Here is a 15,084-nt window from a genome sequence, read left to right as displayed (position 1 = left end):
CGCAAGACGCTTGCACGCTTTACGAAACGACACCTGCCGCTAGGACACACCCCGCGAGTAGCTTTCGCAGTCTCAACGAATGCGGCTCACCCGACGAACGTCAAGCATGCGGGTGCGGCACTTGGACGGTGATGACACGCGGGAGTATATAGGGATGTCTGTGATCTTCCCCTGTCGACCCGGACTTGCTGTCGGCTAACCTATTCCGGCCCCCGACGCGAGGCTCCGACGGATGCAGCTATCGCGATCTCAGAAGCAGCCGAGTGAGGGTCGTTCCGATGGAGCTCCACTACGCGAACCAGATCGAGGAAACGATCGAGCGCGATGTCCGGCTTGACCTGTTCAGAGGGCTCGGCTTGTGGATGATCTTTCTGGATCACATTCCCAATGATGGAGCTATCGGCTGGATTACGCTACGCAACTACGGCTTCAGCGACGCCGCGGAGTTCTTCGTTTTCATCTCGGGTTACCTTGCCGGTTTCATATACGGCCCGATCATCGCTTCAGGTTTCCTGCTGTCCGCAGCGAAGCGGCTGTGGACGCGGGCTGCGCATATCTACGCAGCGCACATCATGCTGTTCCTGATCTTCACGGCCCAGGTCGCGAGAACCTCCCGACGGCTCGACAATCCGATGTATGAAAACGAATTCAACGTTTTCAATTTTCTCCAGCATCCGGATATCCTGATCGGGCAGGCACTCACCCTGCGGTACAAGCCCGTGGATCTCGACGTGCTGCCACTGTTCATTGTCTTGCTGCTCGCCTCCCCACTGGTCATCTGGGGCTTGGTGCGTCGTCCCAATCTCACCTTGCTGGCTTCGATTGTTCTCTACGTGCTGGCACGATGGTTCGATTGGAATATCGCATCCTATCCACCGGGCACAACGTGGTACTTCAATCCATTTTGCTGGCAGTTGCTGTTTGTCTTCGGCCAGTGGTGCGGGGTTGGCGCATCGTCCCAGATCGCCAGATTTATCGAGTCGCGGATCGTCGCGGCGGTGGCGATTGCCTGGCTGATCTTTGCGTTCCTGATCGTGATGACCTGGCATTTCCATGCGCTGGAGGCGTTCATACCGCGATGGATGATGAAGCTCATCTACCCGATCGACAAGACAGATCTGGATATGTTGCGTTTGACCCACTTTCTCGCGCTCGCGGTCGTTGTCCATCGCCTGATTCCGCAGGACTGGCCGCCGCTGAAATTCAGATCATTGCGTCCACTAACCTTGTGTGGCGAGCATTCGCTTCCGATCTTTTGCCTCGGGGTCCTGCTTTCGTTCTCCGCGCATTGGGTCTTGACCCAATACAGCGGTGCGGTCATCGCACAGCTGGTGGTGAGCGCGGCCGGAATCGCCATCATGATCGTCGCGGCGTGGCTGTTGCACCGCGCCGACAACATTCCGAATTTGTTCGTCGATGTGACAAATGCAGAGCTTCGACGGAAGATTGGCGACCGAACTAGCTTGATAAGCAACAAGGAACTGTCTTGATCGCGACGCTGCCAGGGGCTGCTACCAGCGAGCTGTTTCAAATCGCCTCTGACAGCGCCGATGCCGTGTTCTGCGCCGGATTTGCGAGCACTCGCTGGTCGCAGCGCTGAGCAGCAGAGAAGTGCCTTTGCAACGACTGGATGGGCGCAATGCGCTGACATGCGCGGTCGGGCAAATCAGTGATTGGCGATCCGCCCGGCCTCGATCGCCGGGGTGCTGTGGCCCGGATCGACCCGCGTTTCGTGCGCGCGAATGCGCGACGGCCAGCCGTGCCGTGAGGCTAGCATCGTCAGCTTGTCCCTGACGAGATTATGCGTCGGACTTTCCAGGAAGCACCAGACGAACCATGCCAACGCGACCATGCCCGCCACCACGAGCGCGGTCGAGAGTGCGTCCGGCACTGGCGTCATCAACAGCAGGAGCACATAGCCGAGCTGAAGGTGCAGCAGATAGAGCGGATAGGTGATGCCGCCCACGGCCCTGACCAGGCTGTCCGGCAGCGGCACGGTCTTGATGCGGGTGGCGGCGAACACGATGCCGAGCGAGACGATGCAGATCATCGTGACGACGCGCGGATCGAAGCTGCCGTGGGTGTGGACGCCGAGCCGCTCCAGCTTGTGCACGGCCTGGAACGTCGCGGTGCCCATCGCCAATGTCAGCAGGCTGTAGAGCCGCGTATCGCGCCGTCCGCGGTAATGTTCATAGATCAGGAGCCCGACCGCGAAGAAACCGCTGTCGTCGGCCATGAACAGCTTCTCGAACAGCGGCACGTCCAGCGTCAGTTCGTTGGCGAAGGTGACGGCGATCCACGCCACGATGATGGTGTCGATCCGCCGCGGGAAGATGCCCCAGGCCAGGAACAGCGCGACCCAGCCGTAGAACACGACCTCGATCACCAGCGACCAATAGGCGTCATCCATGTAGGGCTGACCGAGCATCGGCGCTGCGATGAACAGGTTTGCGAACCATTGCTGCCATGTCGCGCGGAAATACGCATGGCCCAGCAACAGCGTCGCGAGGAAGGTCAGCGTCATGCAGATGACGAAGGTCGGATAGATCCGGCTGAAGCGGGCGATCGCGAAACCGACCGGCGTGCGGCCTTCGGCCGAATAGGCGATGACGAAGCCGGAGATCGCGAAGAACACGGGGACGCCGAGGAAGCCGTATTGGGCGACCGGCGCGAGATACGGCATCGCCACCATTTGCGCGCCGTGCGATGCCACGCCCCAGAAGCCGTAATGGTACAGGATCACGGCCCCGACCGCGGCGAGCCGCAGCAGGTCCAGCACGGGAACCCGGGTCGGAGCCGGTTGTTTGGGTACGATCGGCATTCGGCCGCGATGATGGCGGCGAGGCATGAAGGCGTTCTTAATCCGCCCGGCGAAGGCCGGGGCGGCCGTTCACGATTGCAGGAGCGCCGTGGCGATGCCGGCGGCCGCGCTGAGCACGACCACCACGAGCGGAGGCGCGCGCCATGCCGTGAGCAGGACGAAGCCGGCCAGCGCGATGCCGAAATCGAGCGGACGCTGCACGCTGCTGGTCCAGACCGGATTGTAGAGCGCGGCGCCGAGGATGCCGACCACGGCGGCATTGACGCCGCGCATCATCGCCTGCGCCGCCGACCGCTTGCGGAAGCCATCCCAGAACGGCAGCGCCGCGAGCAGGACGAGAATGCCGGGCAGGAAGATGCCGACGAGGCCGACAATCGCGCCCGGGACGCCGCCGATCACGGCACCGAGATAGGCGGCGAAGGTGAACAGTGGGCCCGGCACGGCCTGCGCTGCGCCGTAGCCGGTCAGGAATGCGTCGTCGCCGATCCAGCCCGGCGTCACCACGGCTTCGCGCAGCAGCGGCAGCACGACATGGCCGCCGCCGAACACCAGCGCGCCGGAGCGGTAGAAGGCCTCGAACAGGCCGAGGCCGGGCCAGGTGCGGGTGAGCAGCGGCAGTCCGGCCAGCAGCGCAAGGAACAGGATCAGTGCGCAGAGGCCGGCGCGGCGCGACACCGGCATCGCGATGTGGGTGACGCCGTTGGCCGCTTGCGCCCGGCAGAACCACAGCCCGGCCAAGGCGCCAAGCACGATGGCGCCGATCTGCGCGATCGCCGAGGAGCTCGTGAGGACGACGAGTGCCGCGACCGTCGCGATCGATGCGCGTTCGCGGTCGGGGCAGAGCGACCGCGCCATGCCCCAGACCGCCTGTGCCACGATCGCCACCGCGACCAGCTTGAGGCCATGCACGAGGCCCGCGCCGGCCGCACCGCTCAATCCGCTGGCGCCGTACGCAAACAGCACCAGCGCGATTGCCGACGGCAGCGTGAAGCCGGTCCAGGCCGCGAGCGCGCCCAGATAGCCGGCGCGCATCAGGCCGAGCGAAAAGCCGACCTGGCTGCTCGCCGGGCCCGGCAGGAATTGGCAGAGCGCGACCAGATCGGCATAGGCCTGCTCGTCAAGCCAGCGCCGGCGAGTGACGAACTCGTCGCGGAAGTAACCGATATGGGCGATCGGGCCGCCGAAGCAGCTGACGCCGAGCTTGAGAAAAATCAGCAGCACCTCGAGCGGCGAATGCGCTGACCTCGCGGTGGAGGCCGGCGTGTCGGGCTTCCGGACGTCGGTGTCGTTCAAGCGTCAATTCCCTGACTTGCGTCCCATGTCAGGACTCACCAGGGCGAGCATATCGGCATTCGATGACGTGCGAGCGCGATATTATCTGGCCATCGCGAGACAAATGTTGAAGGCGAGGGCCGAGACGACAGTGGAAGCCAGGATGACGTTCGTCGTCATCCGGGCTCATGCGGGTCAAACGACCGCTGGCACGAAGCGGCCGGCCCCAACTTCAGCTGCTCGGCTCACTCGTAACGCATGTTCTTCGACGGCCGCCGCGCCGCCGGCATCGCCAGCACGACGAGACACAGCGCGATCATCGCCAGTCCCATGAATTCGAATGCAAAAGCGTCCACGGGCCATTCTCCCCCATCAGAAACAGTTAGACTTGTTGGGGGAGCGTTGACGCGCTGTTAAGCCTTATGGTTACCGCCGCGAGGCTCGGCGCATGGTGGAGGGTGAGTTAACGCTCACGGCGGGCGGAGCTCCGGAACTGCGCGTTGGCGCTAGGCCACGAGCTTCGGCAGCGCGGCTGCAAGCGCGTCCACCACAAGCCGGACTTTTGGCGGCAATCGCGGTGTCGGCAGCCACAGCGCATGACAGTCGTAGGGAAGTTCGCCTTCATCGCCGAGAACGCGGACCAGCGCGCCGCGCTCGAGGCGGTCGCGCACCAGCCAGGAGGGCAGCCACGCGAGGCCCATGCCGCGCGCCGCGGCGTCGGCGATGGCTTCGAGATCGTCGAGCCTGAGCCGCCCGGCGGGCCAGACCTCGCGCGGCGGCTGGCCGTCGCGCGGGAACAGCCACGGGCGCGCGCGCCCCAGCCGGCGATAGACGATCGCCTGGTGCTGGCTGAGCTCGTCGAGCGAGCGCGGCCTGCCGTGCGCCTTCAAATATGCGCGCGAGCCGCACACCACCATGCGCTGGCGTGCGATGCGCCGCGTGATGACGCCGGATGGCGCATCGAGATTGCCGGTCCTGATCGCAAGGTCGTAGCCGCCCTCCATCAGATCGGTGACCGGATCGCCGAACGAAAGGTCGAGCTCCAGCGCAGGATATTTTTGCGCGAGCTTGAGCAGCAGCGGCGCGACGCAGTGTCGACCCAATAGCGCCGGCATCGTCACCTTGAGCCGTCCGCGCGGTTCGGACAGCTGATCGGCCGCGAGTGCGTCGGCAGCCTCCGCTTCTGCGAGCACCGCGCGGCAGCGCTCGTAATAGGCTTGCCCGAACTCGGTCAGGCTCTGACGCCGCGTGGTGCGATGGATCAGGCGGACGCCGAGCCGTTCCTCGAGGAAGCGGACATGCTTGCCGACCATCGGGCCGGACATCTCGAGCGCCTCGGCGGCAGCCGCGAAAGAGCCGAGATCGACCGCCCTGAGGAACACGGCCATGCTGGTGAGGCGGTCCATCATTCGAAACCCGCAGTTTTGACTGTTCAGTCTGTGCGATGGTTTATCCGCTAAATTGGCCTTGGCATAGCTCATTCAATTGAACTGTTTTGCAATTCAGGAGTGTTGCCGATGGCGCGCGTGGTTCGTTTTGATCAAACCGGTGGTCCCGAAGTGCTGCGCATCGAGGATGTGGCGATCGCGCCGCCCGCGCGCGGCGAGGTCCAGATCCGGATCAAGGCGCTCGGACTGAACCGCGCCGAGGCCCTGATGCGCACAGGGACCTATATCGAGACGGCGGCGCTTCCGTCCGGCCTCGGCCTCGAGGCCGCAGGCCTCGTCGAGGCGGTCGGCGAGGGTGTCGACGGTTTCGCGCCAGGCGATGCCGTCAGCATCGTGCCGCCGATCTCGATGGCGCGCTGGCCGGCCTATGCTGAGCTCGCGACGTTCCCGGCCGAGCTGGTCGTCAAGCATCCCCCGGCGCTGGGGTTTCAGCAGGCCGCCGCGGTGTGGATGCAGTATCTCACGGCCTACGGCGCCTTGATCGATATCGCGAAGCTCGTCCGTGCGGAGTTCGTCGTCATCACGGCGGCATCGAGCAGCGTCGGGCTCGCCGCGATCCAGATCGCCAATCGCGTCGGTGCGATCCCGATCGCGGTGACGCGGACCTCCGCCAAGACGCAGGCCCTGCGCGACGCCGGCGCAGCGCATGTGATCGCCTCCGCGGAGGAGGATTTGGAATCGAGGCTGGAGCAGATCGCAGGTCCCGACGGCGTTCGCGTGGTGCTCGATCCGGTCGGCGGCCCCATCTTCATGCCGCTGACGGCAGCGATGGCGCATGGCGGCATCCTGATCGAGTATGGCGGGCTCAGCGAGGAGCCGACGCCGTTTCCCCTGTTCACCGTGCTGAGCAAGAGCCTGATCCTGCGCGGCTACCGCGTCCATGAGGTCGTCCAGGATCCCGCTCGGCTCGCCGCGGCGAAGACGTTCATTCTCGACGGGCTAGCGGACGGCGCGCTGAAGCCGATCATCGCGCGGACGTTTCCATTCGAGCAGATCGTGGAGGCGCACCGGTATCTGGAGTCGAATGTGCAGTTTGGGAAGATTGTCGTGACGGTGTGAGTGGTTGCTGACGATCCCACCGTCATTGCGAGGAACGAAGCGACGAAGCAATCCATTGTTCGGCGCAGGTGGCGCGATGGATTGCTTCGCTGCGCTCGCAACGACGATGTGGAGACCTCAGGTCCCGCAGAACGTCTGCGTCACCATCTGCTCGGGCAGCGGCGGGTCGGCGTAGGCCGCGAATTGCGGCTGGTCCTCGTAGGGCTTTGCCAGCACCGCCAGCAGCTCTTCGAACGGCGCGTAGTCGTCGCTCGTGACCGCTGCCTGGATCACCGCCTCGATCCGGTGGTTGCGCGGGATGAAGGCTGGGTTGACGGCAGCCATCGCGGCCCTGCGCTCGGCGGCGCTCTGCTGTTCCAGCGCGAGGCGGGCGCGCCAGCGGCCGGCCCATTCGTCGAACGCGGCAGGATCGCTGAACTGCGCGCGGACGTCGGCGGCATCATCGGCTGCGGCTGCGCCGAGATGGCGGAAGGTCAGCGTGAAGTCGGCCGCGTTCTTGGCCATCGCGTCGAGCAGGTCCTGGATCAGCGCTTCGTCACCGTCGCGCGCGGTGAACAGGCCGACCTTGGTGCGCAGCCCGGCCTGATAGGCCGCGGTGAACTTTTCCGGGAATTCGCCGAGGATCGTCTGTGCCTGCTCGATCGCCTTCTCCTGCTCGCCGTCGAACAGCGGCAGCAGGCACTCGGCGAGCCGGGTCAGATTCCACAACGCGATACGCGGCTGGTTGGCATAGGCGTATCGGCCCATCTCGTCGATCGAGGAGAACACCTGCGCCGGGTTGTAGGCGTCGAGGAAGGCGCAGGGGCCGTAGTCGATGGTCTCGCCCGAGATCGAGGTGTTGTCGGTGTTCATCACGCCATGGATGAAGCCGACCAGCAGCCAGCGCGCAACCAGCGCGGCCTGCCGCGCGACGACGCCGGCGAGCAGCGCGTGATAGGGCTGGGCGGCATCCTTCAGCTCGGGATAGTGCCGCGCGATGACATGGTCGGCCAGCGCACGCACCCCGTCGGTGTCGCCACGCGCGGCGAAGAACTGGAAGGTGCCGACGCGGATGTGGCTCGACGCGACCCGGGTCAGGACAGCGCCCGGCAGCGCGGTCTCGCGCATCACCGCCTCGCCGGTGACGACCGCGGCGAGGGAACGCGTGGTCGGGATGCCCAAGGCGAACATCGCCTCGCTGACGATGTATTCGCGCAGCACCGGGCCGAGCGCGGCGCGGCCGTCGCCGCGGCGGGAGAACGGGGTGGGGCCAGAACCCTTGAGCTGGATGTCGCGACGGACGCCGTCCTTGTCGATGACCTCGCCGAGCAGGATGGCGCGCCCGTCGCCGAGCTGGGGAACAAAGTGCCCGAACTGGTGGCCGGCATAGGCCATCGCGATCGGGTCGGCGCCGTCAGGCAGCCGCTTGCCGGCGAGGATTTCGGCACCCTCCGGCGTCGAGAGCAGGTCCGGGTCCAGCCCGAGCTGGACCGCGAGCGGCCGGTTCAGCTTGATCAGCCGGGGGGCGGCCACCGGGGTCGGCGCGACGCGGGCAAAAAAGTTCGCCGGCAGCGCCGAATAGGTGTTCTGGAACGGGAAATGGACGGTCATATCCCGAAGATAGGCTCGCGGGCCGAATAGGCAAACGATTGGCGGCCTTCGGTTTCCGAAAATCTGCCGTTTGGCTCGAAAACCGGGCGTTCCATTGGTTGCCGCCCCCGGCCTCGTCGGGTAAACCCTCCGCAACTTCGCGGATAGGATAATTCCTATCGCGATTCCTCTCCGACATCAGTTTTGGAACGAATATGCATCGCTACCGGTCACACACATGCGGCGCGCTCCGAGAGAGCGATATCGACCAGACGGCCAGGCTGTCAGGCTGGGTCCACCGGGTCCGCGACCACGGCGGCGTGCTGTTCGTCGACCTGCGAGACCATTACGGCATTACCCAGTGCGTGGCCGACCCGGACTCGCCGGCGTTCGCCGAGGTCGAGAAGTTCCGTTCGGAGTGGGTGGTGCGGATCGACGGCAAGGTGCGCCGCCGTCCGGCCGGCACCGACAATCCCGAATTGCCGACCGGCCTGATCGAGATCTACATCAAGGAGATCGAGGTGCTGGGCCCGGCGGCCGAGCTGCCGCTGCCGGTGTTCGGCGAGCAGGAATATCCTGAAGATATCAGGCTCAAATACCGCTTCCTCGACCTGCGTCGCGAGAAGCTGCACCAGAACATCATGACCCGTGGCGCGGTGGTCGATTCCATGCGCAAGCGGATGAAGGAGCAGGGCTTCTTCGAATTCCAGACCCCGATCCTGACGGCATCGTCGCCGGAAGGCGCGCGTGACTTCCTGGTGCCGTCGCGCATCCATCCCGGCAAATTCTACGCGCTGCCGCAGGCGCCGCAGCAGTACAAGCAGCTGCTGATGATGTCGGGCTTCGACCGCTACTTCCAGATCGCGCCGTGCTTCCGCGACGAGGACCCGCGCGCCGACCGCCTGCCGGGCGAGTTCTACCAGCTCGACGTCGAGATGAGCTTTGTCACCCAGGACGACGTGTTCGCGGCGATGGAGCCCGTCATCACCGGCGTGTTCGAGGACTTTGCCAAGGGCAAGCCGGTCACCAAGAACTGGCCGCGGATTCCGTTTGCGGAAGCCGTGCGCAAATACGGCTCCGACAAGCCCGATCTGCGCAACAAGATCGTGATGCAGGAAGTCTCCGAGCACTTCCGCGGCTCCGGCTTCAAGGTGTTCGCGCGGATGCTGGAGGACCCGAAGAACCAGGTCTGGGCGATCCCCGGCACCGGCGGCGGCAGTCGCGCGTTCTGCGACCGCATGAACTCGTGGGCGCAGGGCGAAGGCCAGCCCGGCCTCGGCTACATCATGTGGCGCGAGGGCGGCGAGGGCGCAGGTCCGCTTGCGAACAACATCGGCCCGGAGCGAACGGCAGCGATCCGCGACCAGCTCGGCCTCAAGGAAGGCGATGCGGCGTTCTTCGTCGCGGGCGATCCGGAGAAGTTCTGGAAGTTCGCAGGGCTCGCGCGCACCAAGCTCGGTGAGGAATTGAACCAGATCGACAAGGACCGGTTCGAGCTCGCCTGGATCGTCGACTTCCCGATGTACGAGTATGACGAGGAGAACAAGAAGGTCGACTTCTCGCACAACCCGTTCTCGATGCCGCAGGGTGGTCTCGATGCGCTGAAGTCGCAGGACCCGCTGACCATCAAGGCGTTCCAGTACGACATCGCCTGCAACGGCTACGAGATCGCTTCCGGCGGCATCCGCAACCACAAGCCGGAAGCCATGGTGAAGGCGTTCGAGATCGCGGGCTATGGCGAGCAGGAGGTCATCGACCGTTTCGGCGGCATGTACCGTGCGTTCCAGTACGGCGCCCCGCCGCATGGCGGCATGGCGGCCGGCCTCGACCGCATCGTGATGCTACTCTGCGGCACCAACAATCTGCGCGAGATCTCGCTATTCCCGATGAACCAGCAGGCCATGGATTTGCTGATGGGCGCGCCGTCGGAAGCGACGCCGAAGCAGCTCAAGGAGCTGCATATCCGCACCAACCTGCCGGCGAAGGGGTAGCCTCTGAAGTCACCTCGCCCCGCGCTTGCGGGGAGAGGTCGGATTGCGAAGCAATCCGGGTGAGGGGCTTCTTTCCGCATAAGCTCGTCTGCCGAGTTTGCGGAGGCAGCCCCTCACCCCGTAAGAACGGGGAGAGGGAGATTAGGTGCGTAGCCCGGATGAAGCGAAGCGAAATCCGGGGCGGTCCTTCGGCGGCAACACTGTTCCCGGATAGCGCTGCGCTCCATCCGGGCTACGGGAGAGATTGATTACAACCCCGTCGAGGCCTCGATCTTGAATTGCGCCAGCGCCGACTGTGGATCGGTCTTGAGCAATTGCATCAGCTGAAGCGCGGGCGCTTTCGCCCGCGGGGTCAGCTTGATGACGAGCGTCTGCCCCGGCGTCTCGATGAACTGGCTGACGGCGGTGACGAGCGCCGTGACATCGGCACTGCCTCCGCTGACCGCGTCGCCCTGCGCCTTGATGCTGTTGAGGACGGCATTGCGCGCTTCGTCGCGGCTGACATTCTGGGAGCGCGCATACTGGGCGATGGCGAGGTCGATGGCGCCGAGGTCGTGCACCGTGAGCTCGATCGTGCCGGCTTCGATCTGTGCGGCCGCGCCCATCGCTTCCGCGGCGCTGGTCGAGAATGCCTCGCGCGGCACGTTGGCGAGCGTGAGCTTGGCCGACGCATTCAACAGTCCCGCCATGTCGAGCTTGACCGGCTCGAGTGCGAACGAGCGCGACGTCTCGGTCCAGGCCGCGCCGAGATCGGCATCGATGGCCATCCGGTCGATCCCGGCGGCGACCAGCGCCTGTTGCCGCGGATCGGCCGCATCCAGCGGCGCCGCCATCTTCGCGACCAGCCGCAGCTTGCTCGGGATCGATCCGACGAACTGGCCCCAGTCGAGGCTGAGGACATCGATGTTGACCGGCTTGCCGGTGGCCTTGTAGGGCGACGTGACGCCCTTGACCTCGACGCCCTCGATCAGTGGAATCAGCGCCAGCGCCTGTTCAGGCGACGGCTTCTGTCCGGCGAACTGAGCCGACAGCCGCATGAGGCTGGCGACATCGAGCGACTTCAGCGCGAAGCGTCCGACCTTGAAGGGCCCCTGTGGCGCGCGCCCATCAAGCCCCTCGACGGCAAGCTCGCCGATCTTGCCGTGTTCGAAGTTGAATCGCAAAGAAGACAGCTTGAGCGGCCCCTGCGGCGTATCAAATGCCAGCCCGCGCATCTCGGCATTGCCAATTCCGGCACCCGAATAGAGGCCGGCGACCTTCTCAAGCAGTTCACGCGCCTGGGCCGGAGACGGCGGCGGGCTCCCTTGTGGCGGGATCATCGCGAGCAGCGCCGGCAGTTGCATCCGCGACGGGTTGATCCTGACGTCATCGATGGTGACGCCCTCGATCCGCATGTTCAGACCAGGCGCGGCGGTGGCGGCATCAGGCGTCACGGTGATCAAATAGGGGCCGATCGAAACGTGGCCTTGAACCCGATAGTCCCGGTCGTCGTTGGCCTTCGCGGGATCGAACATCGCCGCCATCGCGCCGACGTCGATATCGCTCGCGGCGATGTTGGCGAGGTCGCCGGTCATCTTGACCGGCTTGCCTGCCGTCTGCGAATTGATCCTGAACGCAACCTTGTCGGTCTTGCTGGACCCGATCCGTCCATCCTTCATGTTTTCGATGGCAAGGCCCGAATAGTCGAACGTGCCTCCGGCGCCGTCGCCGGCATGTGCGGCAGCGCTGAAGGTTATCGTTCCGCTCAATGTGGGCGCAGTCACCGACGAGGCGTTGATGCTCGCGAGCTGGGCGAACGCAAACCGGTATAGCTCGAAGATCGACGACGAGGCTGGAAGCCGGGGCAGGGCGGCCGGACCGGAATAGTCCTTCACCGTAATCCGAGGCGCCTTGTAGGTCAGGGCGGCGATTGTCGGCGTCGGCCCCGACACGCCGACCTCGACATCGCTGAACTCGACATGATCGGCCGAGACCCGTGCCGCGTCCGGCTGGCCGAGGCCTCTCATGGTGAGGCTGGCGATCTTGACGCTGACCGGGGACTGCGCGCCGGACTCGGTGGCGATGTCGGAAATCGTCAGGGTGCGGCTCTTGGTGTCGAACGCGATCTTGCCGTGGCTCGCCTTGGCGCCGGTGGCGCGGACCTGCTCGAAGGCGGCCTCCACGTCGCGTGTGACCCGGCGCTGGGCAAAGAAGTCGAAACCGAAGAAGCCGCCGATCGCAATCACAACGACAGCGATCAGGCCGAGCAGAATTTTCTTCATTCGGTCAACTCCGGATCATCAAAGGAAAAAAATTGCCAATCCACGGTCGAAAGGTGCAGCATCGGTAAACGGGCCCGCCCGGGCCTGTTGACGGGGACATGATCGGATGTTGCATCCAAGCGGCGGGACATGCTTCACATCCGGCTCGATTTGCCGGACAACTGACTTTTGCCTGGATTAGCACAGAAACAAGAAATTTGGGCCGGAAACGCGGGGAGCACGTATGTCGTCATCGTCTGAAGAACTCCATAATGCCGCGCTCGCCTATCACCGGCTGCCGCGCCCGGGCAAGCTCGAGATCCAGGCGATCAAGCCGCTTGCCAACCAGCGCGACCTGGCGCTGGCCTATTCGCCGGGCGTCGCTGCCGCCTGCACCGAGATCGCCAAGAACCCGGCCGAGGCGGCGACGCTGACCGCCCGCTCCAATCTGGTGGCCGTGGTCTCGAACGGCACGGCGGTGCTCGGTCTCGGCAATATCGGCCCGTTGGCCTCCAAGCCCGTCATGGAAGGCAAGGCGGTGCTGTTCAAGAAATTCGCCGGCATCGACGTGTTCGACATCGAGATCAAGGCCGACACGATCGAGCGCGTGGTGGAGACCGTCGCCGCGCTGGAGCCGACCTTCGGCGGCATCAATCTGGAGGACATCCGCGGCCCGGAGTGCTTCGAGATCGAGAGCCAGCTCAAGGAGCGCATGAAGATCCCGGTGTTCCACGACGACCAGCATGGCACCGCCATCATCGTCGCGGCCGCGATCGTCAACGCCCTGCTGCTGAACGGCAAGCAACTGTCCGATGTGAAGATCGTCTGCTCGGGTGCGGGCGCCGCCGCGATCGCGACCCTCAATCTGCTGGTCTCGATGGGGGCGCAGCGCAAGAACATCTTTGTCTGCGACATCGACGGTGTGGTCTATGAGGGCCGCAACACCACGATGGACCGCTGGAAGGCGGTCTATACCCAGAAGACCGACGCGCGCGTGCTGGCTGACGTCATTCCGGGCGCGGACATCTTCGTCGGGCTGTCGGCGCCGGGCGTGCTCAAGCCTGAGATGGTCAAGCAGATGGCCGACAAGCCGCTGGTGATGGCGCTTGCCAATCCGGTGCCGGAGATCATGCCGGAGGAGGCCCGCGCGGCGCGTCCCGACGCGATGATCTGCACCGGCCGGTCGGACTATCCGAACCAGGTCAACAACGTGCTGTGCTTCCCCTTCATCTTCCGCGGCGCTCTCGACGTCGGCGCCACCGCGATCAACGAGGCGATGAAGCACGCCGCGGTCGACGCGATCGCGCAGCTCGCGCGCGATCCGCCGTCGGATGCGGTGGCCCATGGTCTCGAGACCGGCGAGACGCAGGGCTTCGGCCCGGGCTCGCTGATCCCGAGCCCGTTCGATCCGCGCCTGATCCTGCGCATCGCTCCGGCCGTCGCCAAGGCCGCGATCGAGTCCGGCGTCGCGACCCGGCCGATCACCAATTTCGACGAATACGCCGCGAGCCTCGAGCGTTTCGCGTTCCGCTCCGGCCTCACCATGAAGCCGGTGTTCGCCAAGGCGAAGACCCAGCCGGTGCGCGTGATCTACGCCGAGGGCGAGGACGAGCGCGTGCTGCGCGCGACCCAGGTGGTGCTCGAGGAAAAGCTGGCGCGGCCGATCCTGGTCGGCCGTCCGTCCGTGGTCGAGACCAGGATCAAGCGCTTCGGCCTGTCGATCAAGGCCGGTCGCGACTTCGACCTGGTCAATCCCGAGGACGATCCGCGCTACCGTTCCTACGTGCAGTCCTATATCGACGTTGCCGGCCGTCGCGGTGTGACGCCTGAGGCCGCACGGACGGTGGTCCGCACCAACAATACCGTGATCGCGGCGCTCGCGGTGTCGCGCGGCGAGGCCGACGCGATGCTATGCGGCGTCGAAGGCCGCTACATGAGCCATCTGCGCCATGTCCGCGAGATCATCGGCTTCCTGCCGGGGGTCAGCGACTATGCCGCGCTGGCGCTGATGATCACCTCCACCGGCGCGCACTTCCTCGCCGACACCCAGGTGCGGCCGAATCCGAGTGCGGAGGAACTGGCGGAAGTCGCGTCGCTGGCGGCGATCCACGTCCAGCGCTTCGCCTTCAAGCCGAAGGTCGCCTTCGTGTCACATTCCGACTTCGGCAGCTATGATACCGACTCCTCGCGCAAGATGCGGCGGGCCACCCAGCTTCTGAAGGACAAGCATCCGGAGATCGAGGCTGACGGCGAAATGCAGGGCGACACGGCGTTGTCGGCCGCGGCGCGGCGCCTGGTGCTGCCGCAATCGCGGCTCGAAGGCGAGGCCAACATCCTGATCATGCCGAACCTCGATGCCGCCAACATCGCCTACCAGATGATCAAGTCGCTGGCCAACGCGTTGCCGGTGGGGCCGATCCTGATTGGTCCGGCGCGTCCGGCGCACATCCTCACCCCCGGCGTGACGGCGCGCGGCATCCTCAACATGACCGCGGTTGCCGCGGTCGAGGCGCAGGAGCGCGCCGGCCGCGCGCAGCCGACGCTGTTCGGCTGACGGGCGTTGTTTGAGCACGTTATGTTCGGAAGACCGCAGCGCGGTTTTCCGCATCGTGCTCGAGCCGACATGGATTCGATTTGATCGAAGCAGGCGGAGCGACCATAATCGCTGCGCCTGCTTCGTCCGA

Annotated in this window: 9 protein-coding genes; 4 read left to right on the top strand and 5 right to left on the bottom strand. The window is 65.2% G+C overall.

Annotated elements, in window-relative coordinates:
* The first annotated feature begins 278 nt into the window (after positions 1–278).
* On the top strand, positions 279–1,490 hold the full coding sequence (locus tag XH92_RS26315; RefSeq protein WP_194454703.1) for an OpgC domain-containing protein: 1,212 nt from the start codon (positions 279–281) through the stop codon (positions 1,488–1,490).
* A 176-nt stretch (positions 1,491–1,666) separates the two neighbouring features.
* Here XH92_RS26315 and XH92_RS26310 read toward each other — a convergent pair whose 3' ends face one another.
* The 3 genes from XH92_RS26310 to XH92_RS26300 form a co-directional block, all read right to left on the bottom strand.
* On the bottom strand, positions 1,667–2,821 hold the full coding sequence (locus XH92_RS26310; protein ID WP_194454702.1) for an acyltransferase: 1,155 nt from the start codon (positions 2,819–2,821) through the stop codon (positions 1,667–1,669).
* Positions 2,822–2,890: 69 nt separating this feature from the next.
* Positions 2,891–4,114, bottom strand: a complete 1,224-nt coding sequence (gene chrA / locus XH92_RS26305; RefSeq protein WP_210345476.1) for a chromate efflux transporter — start codon at positions 4,112–4,114, stop codon at positions 2,891–2,893.
* Positions 4,115–4,599: 485 nt separating this feature from the next.
* A complete protein-coding gene (locus XH92_RS26300; protein ID WP_194461429.1) occupies positions 4,600–5,499 on the bottom strand; it encodes a LysR family transcriptional regulator in 900 nt (299 codons plus the stop codon).
* 111 nt (positions 5,500–5,610) lie between these two features.
* On the opposite strand from XH92_RS26300, the gene XH92_RS26295 reads away from it, so the two are divergent.
* Entirely contained in the window at positions 5,611–6,600 is a 990-nt protein-coding gene (locus tag XH92_RS26295) for a zinc-dependent alcohol dehydrogenase family protein (protein ID WP_194454701.1), read from the top strand.
* 117 nt (positions 6,601–6,717) lie between these two features.
* Here the strand turns inward: XH92_RS26295 and XH92_RS26290 are convergent, their stop codons facing one another.
* A complete protein-coding gene (locus XH92_RS26290; RefSeq protein WP_194454700.1) occupies positions 6,718–8,190 on the bottom strand; it encodes a YdiU family protein in 1,473 nt (490 codons plus the stop codon).
* A gap of 194 nt (positions 8,191–8,384) precedes the next feature.
* Between XH92_RS26290 and aspS the strand changes: the two genes are divergently transcribed.
* Entirely contained in the window at positions 8,385–10,160 is a 1,776-nt protein-coding gene (gene aspS, locus XH92_RS26285; protein WP_194454699.1) for an aspartate--tRNA ligase, read from the top strand.
* Positions 10,161–10,408: 248 nt separating this feature from the next.
* Here aspS and XH92_RS26280 read toward each other — a convergent pair whose 3' ends face one another.
* Positions 10,409–12,421: a hypothetical protein gene (locus tag XH92_RS26280; RefSeq protein ID WP_194454698.1), complete on the bottom strand. Its 2,013-nt coding sequence runs from the start codon at positions 12,419–12,421 to the stop codon at positions 10,409–10,411.
* 223 nt (positions 12,422–12,644) lie between these two features.
* Between XH92_RS26280 and XH92_RS26275 the strand changes: the two genes are divergently transcribed.
* Positions 12,645–14,954, top strand: a complete 2,310-nt coding sequence (locus tag XH92_RS26275) for an NADP-dependent malic enzyme (RefSeq protein ID WP_194454697.1) — start codon at positions 12,645–12,647, stop codon at positions 14,952–14,954.
* Positions 14,955–15,084: the final 130 nt, after the last annotated feature.

Origin of the sequence: Bradyrhizobium sp. CCBAU 53421 (assembly GCF_015291625.1) — a bacterium.
Taxonomy (GTDB): domain Bacteria; phylum Pseudomonadota; class Alphaproteobacteria; order Rhizobiales; family Xanthobacteraceae; genus Bradyrhizobium.
This window is presented reverse-complemented; position numbering and strand designations above follow the sequence as displayed.